The following is a 5,115-nucleotide window of genomic DNA, read 5'->3' on the forward strand; positions in this document are numbered from 1 at the left end:
TCTTTCACCTCAACTCTTACAAGTGGAAGAGGATGGAAGCTATGAAGCCGTTGCTCTACGAGATGCTTTCTTTCAACCTAGCAAAATTATGGAGGATGGAGTTGATTCTTTATTGAAAGGGTTAGAATCCCAACAAGCTCAAGCAGTTGATAATTTCCTGATTGATGATGTTCGTAACTTCTTGTTTGGTCCTCCTGGGGCTGGTGGTTTTGACTTAGCCTCTCTCAATATTCAACGGGGACGGGAGAATGGTGTAGCTGATATTAATACAGTTCGTAATGCTATCGGTTTATCCTCTTATACAGACTTTGATGAATTAACAGGAGGAAACAGCGAGCTTGCTGCTAAGTTTGCATCGGTGTATGATTCTATTGATGATGTGGATCTCTGGATTGGTGGATTAGCCGAACAGGATATTAATGGTGGAGTGGTTGGTGAGACAATCAGTGCCATCATCATCAAGCAATTCACTAATTTACGGGATGGCGATCGCTTTTATGTTAAAAATGATCCGTATCTCAAGGAACTTGAAGGCATTATCGATAAGAATCTTGATAACGTTAGTCTCGCCGATATTATCGAAGATAACTCTGATGTTAAAATTGTGGCCAGTGCCTTTACAGTCAATAACCCCATAGTTGTTTAAATCCTGGATACAATCTTGATTTGATCTGATTGGTATAATACCAAGTGTGATCAATGTTTACTACAAATAGCTAGGGGATTTTTAGGAGTCATATAGAGTCAGGTTATATAATTACTTCAATCTCCCCTACTCCCTACTCCCTACTCCCTGCTATAAATATTTATTTTCTTGACAATGCTTTAATAAAAAGCTATACTAGATTGAATAACAAAATCCATCGTTCATCTTCCCCACAGTGTAGATTGGCTGATTAACCAAGAGCTTGAGGAAGACGGAAGTAGGGGCTAGAAATATTAGCTAAAAAGAAAAACTTACTTAAATACCTATCTTCAACAAGGTTCTAGATAAAGCTTCAATCTTGCATGGGTTACTTTTAGTAAGTTCAGCAAAATCATCTATCCCGAAGGAACGTACTACTATTATTTGAGGTAGTTGTAATGATTTCGACTTCATTGATGAGTCTCATCATTTGTTTCTTTGCCGTTTATGTTTATGTCAATACTACTGAAGAGATTGTCAAAATAGTCACAGCAGGGATAGCATTACTTTGTCTATTTTTGAGTATTATTTTTGCTCCTTGGACAATTGTTTTAATTTTGGTTATATCCTTAGTGTGTTTTCAATTTCCATTGTTGAAATATTAAGGAAGAATACGGCGTTGCACAATCAGGGATGATAAAATCCGAAAGTAGATATTTTTGGATAATTCTTTCCTCAATATATGTACAGTTTAAAATCTATTATCATTCTTTAATGTGCAACCCCAAGAATACTATGTAGCATCCTAATTTCAATTTCATCAAATACAAAAAAAATAAATCCACTTCTTGTTTGAGGTGGACTTTTTTTGATTTCAGCCAGCAACAGCTTGAGAAGTTTTGTATTTGTTACACTAAAGGCACAATTTACAGCACTTTTGAGGATGGTGAGGTACAGTAACAGCAATGAGTGAACCAATTTCTCATATCAGTTAAAGTCACTTGCTCAATTGCTTCCATTAATTAATGCTATTTCGAGCATCATCTCTAGTACGAGCCGCAACCCCTCGCAAATATTCTTTAATTTTTGACCAACAATTTTCAATTGGGTTAAATTCAGGAGAATATGGAGAAAGATATAGCACTTTTATTCGGAGCTTCTTCAATTATATTTCTGATTTCCTCAACTTGATGAGCTGGTAAATTGTCCATTACCAAATATGCACCTGGCCATAAATTAGGTAATAAAACTTGTTCAATAAAAACTTGAAAAACATTTTCACCGAGAAATTGTGGGTATGCGCCTCCCCTTTTCAGGGGAAAAAAGAAAAAATTTTTCATGATTAGTCAATCCTCTTGTTTTCAAGGAGAGGTAATTATTAATTATTAATTCTTGAATTGTACCACTATCAATGGTCATAATCCCAGAAAAACCAGACAAAGAAATTGCACCAATTAATGTTAAGTTTGTTCCTCTTTCATCGGGACGAGTATCATCAACTTTATTTCCTTTGGCAGAACGGCCATAGGTTCTAGTCATGGCTAAATTTATAGCAGTTTCATCTAAAAAAACTAGGTTTTTTGCCTGGATATCTAGAACGTTTTCCCAATAATCAAGCCTTTTTTCCAGATTTTTTGTGGTTCCTGCTTGAGCTGTGCGAAAAGTTTTTTTTCGCGTCAAGTTGAATTTTTGAAGTTCAACACACAGAGTAGAGCTACTTACTGAGAAATTGTGGGTATGCGCTTCCCCTTTTCAGGGGATAATAAATAAAAATTTTCATGATTAGTCAATCCTCTTGTTTTCAAGGAGAGGTAATAATTAATAATTAATTATTAATTGTTGAACATAGTCTCCATCAATTCACACAATTTCTGGTTGGTCTCCTCTAGACAAACATTGATCTATTAGAGACATTGTTAAGTCTGGTTTCTTGACAAATTCTGGGTCTTTTTTTCCTTTGGGAAAAGAATCAGCTTTCTGATACAAAGCTATATCTCAAGGCAGACTTTTAACTCGATCATCAAGATTAGTTGTAACTACGACTACACCATTATCTGTTTTTCCTATTTCTCCTAATATATTGTCACCCTACTCCTGCAGTTAAATTACCACTTCTTGCTCCGTCTTTACGCCGAGGAAACCTCGGTGCAGGCGGTGCGCTTTTTCTGTGGCCTGAATCGTCTATAATTAAAGCAAATAAACCAGAAGGTTTTGTTTGACGACATTCCCACATCACTTGAAGACAAAGCTGATTCACAGCATCTACGGACCAATTTGCTCGAACTAAAAAATGCCGTAATTTGTGGTAGGTGTGACCTACAGACCATGTTGGCAATTTGAGACAAGTTTTTTCTGTGGCTTTCTCCTAATCATCCTCCTATATACTCTCGGTTACCCGATTTTTTGAGCTTTTGTCTTAAATACATTGTTAAAGCGATTTGCTTACGCAACGCTACCGCGAACGCACCATCGATGCAAACAAGGGGGCATGGCCACTGAAGTTGTTTCTTTCATCGGACTTTCCCCAGGGAGTAATTAACGTCAAATACTTGTCAGGTATATATTATCACCTTTTTTTTACCTTTTTTTCACTAAAGTCCCGTTAATTAGAAACCAACATTCGGCACTTTATTTCAAAGTATACAAAGATTATGTTTTAGTAAAAATCGGAGCTGGTAACAGAGATTTAGGGTAAAAAGTACGCAAAATTAATTACAAATTTTGCAAAACTTAATTTATGGTGATAGAACCCATTTGAGATCTATATTAAAAATAGAGAAGGAGATGGGGAGATGGGGAGATGAGAGTATTTTTCTACCTGCAAGGGAAGCTACCAGGTTTGCTATTGGACGACGCGGGGTCTCATCCGCTTTTTCCCCATTCTCGTTCCTGAATTTCCACAACTTCCTCAGGCTGAGGACGGAAGCCAAAAGCGCATACCGCGTCCAAAGATACGCTCAGGGGTTCTATAAGAATTACATAGAATCGGAGTAGGTAAAAATTTTTTTTGAGTACTTATCTTTATTTGCTTTTATTTGATTTTATTTGCCTTTAAATCAAAAATATCATGTCCGCTTGAATAACTTATACTTTGGTTAAAGGAAGGCAGAGGGCAGCTATGCTTAAGGGTTTCTTTCAATTGAAACTTAATTCTGTAGAACCCCTGAGTGGTATCTTTTTAGGAATTGGTGATCATGAGTAGCGATGGCCAATTATCATAACCAACAGCTGAGTAAATGCCAGCCTTCAAGTAGTTTCACAGATCAAGAATGGGTTCTGATTGAACCATTGTTGCCAAAAAAAAAAAGAAAACTTGTCCCATGATCGGGGAGCAAAAGACAAATATTGGATGGTGTATTCTATCAACTTAAAAATGGTTGTAATTGGTCTGATTTACTCAAAGATTTACCTCTTTATTCCACAGTTTTTTGGCAGCTACATTCAGTGGCGCTCTCAAGGAGTAATTGAGAAGATTAGAGATGTTTTACAGCCTCAAGTACGTCAACAAGTAAAAAAAAAGCCAAATGGACAACTTTAATCATCATTGATTCACAAGCGGTGAAAAATACTTGCAATGCTAGTGTAGAGTTCAAAGGATTCTGTTTTGACAAGGGCACTAACGGAAATAAGAGCCATTTAGCGGTTGATAGTCTGGACTTTCCCTTTTTTACCCATTGTACATGCATCGTCAGTTTCTGATGATGTGGGATGAATAGAAATGTGATCAGACAACATCGACTAGTTTAAATCCAAACCAGTCAACATTCCTAAAACTACTATATTACTTGATAATGGATACCACCCCGAAAAGATAATAGAGGAGTTAAAGAAAATTTATCCGGCAATTATGTATGACCAAGATTCGGCTTAAGCTATCACCAAAGCCATCAAAGTTAGAGAAAGAGAATCTTGGAAAAAAAGGATTTGTGCCAGTTAAAGCATTCCGGGGTCATAGAAAGAACCAACTCATGGATGGAAAGATGTAAAAGCTTGACCAAAAACTTTGTTTGCGCAGCATTCCGCAGGAAAAGGACTCTTAACAATGCTACAGCTAAGATTAATTTGTGCTTTATTCGACTGATGCTGAAGAGGTTGACGATCGCATAGATACCACTCAGGGGTTCTATATACGCTCCAATGCTACCAGACATAATATCATACCTTGATTCAGCAACGCCGTAATCATTTATTCCCAATTTTTAGGATATACCTAATATAAATACTTAATTATTCTCCTTTTTATCATACTATTTTTTCTATTACACAAGCTAGGCTGGGAATGTCGAAAATTATGACTAGAATAGACGAAAAATAAATGGATAACAATAAGGTTTATTAGGATTATTTATCACATTGAGAATGGCAATAATTGGCATGACAAAACTAATAATTGCTAACAAAACTAATAAAGGAATACCAATAAGCAACCAGATCAATATACCGAATATAATAGCGTAAATATAAATGTTAATATGAAAATTCAAAGATTC

6 protein-coding genes, 1 pseudogene and 1 riboswitch are annotated in these 5,115 nt (G+C 36.1%); of the genes and pseudogenes, 3 read left to right on the top strand and 4 right to left on the bottom strand.

Annotation, left to right across the window (positions count from 1 at the left end):
- Nucleotides 1–646, top strand: a 646-nt coding sequence (locus tag F6K13_RS17325) for a peroxidase family protein (RefSeq protein ID WP_287287889.1), incomplete at its 5' end; no start/stop codon positions are given.
- 216 nt (nt 647–862) lie between these two features.
- Nucleotides 863–1,061: riboswitch (Glutamine riboswitch) on the top strand.
- 22 nt (nt 1,062–1,083) lie between these two features.
- Nucleotides 1,084–1,290, top strand: a complete 207-nt coding sequence (locus tag F6K13_RS17330; RefSeq protein WP_124142943.1) for a hypothetical protein — start codon at nt 1,084–1,086, stop codon at nt 1,288–1,290.
- Between the two features lie 353 nt (nt 1,291–1,643).
- Here the strand turns inward: F6K13_RS17330 and F6K13_RS17335 are convergent, their stop codons facing one another.
- From F6K13_RS17335 to F6K13_RS17345, 3 genes and pseudogenes are all read right to left on the bottom strand, one after another.
- Complete coding sequence (locus F6K13_RS17335; protein WP_161565008.1) at nt 1,644–1,769, bottom strand: transposase; 126 nt, start codon at nt 1,767–1,769, stop codon at nt 1,644–1,646.
- A gap of 134 nt (nt 1,770–1,903) precedes the next feature.
- Nucleotides 1,904–2,305, bottom strand: a complete 402-nt coding sequence (locus F6K13_RS17340) for a transposase (RefSeq protein WP_124146370.1) — start codon at nt 2,303–2,305, stop codon at nt 1,904–1,906.
- A 183-nt stretch (nt 2,306–2,488) separates the two neighbouring features.
- A pseudogene (locus tag F6K13_RS17345) lies at nt 2,489–3,139 on the bottom strand (transposase); the annotation flags it as partial.
- An 831-nt stretch (nt 3,140–3,970) separates the two neighbouring features.
- Between F6K13_RS17345 and F6K13_RS35230 the strand changes: the two are divergent.
- Nucleotides 3,971–4,093: a hypothetical protein gene (locus F6K13_RS35230; protein WP_205127469.1), complete on the top strand. Its 123-nt coding sequence runs from the start codon at nt 3,971–3,973 to the stop codon at nt 4,091–4,093.
- A gap of 827 nt (nt 4,094–4,920) precedes the next feature.
- Here F6K13_RS35230 and F6K13_RS17360 read toward each other — a convergent pair.
- The coding region (locus F6K13_RS17360; RefSeq protein WP_287287890.1) for a DUF4870 domain-containing protein at nt 4,921–5,115 on the bottom strand (195 nt) is incomplete at its 5' end.

It is taken from the genome of Okeania sp. SIO2B9, assembly GCF_010672505.1.
Taxonomy (GTDB): Bacteria; Cyanobacteriota; Cyanobacteriia; order Cyanobacteriales; family Microcoleaceae; genus Okeania; species Okeania hirsuta.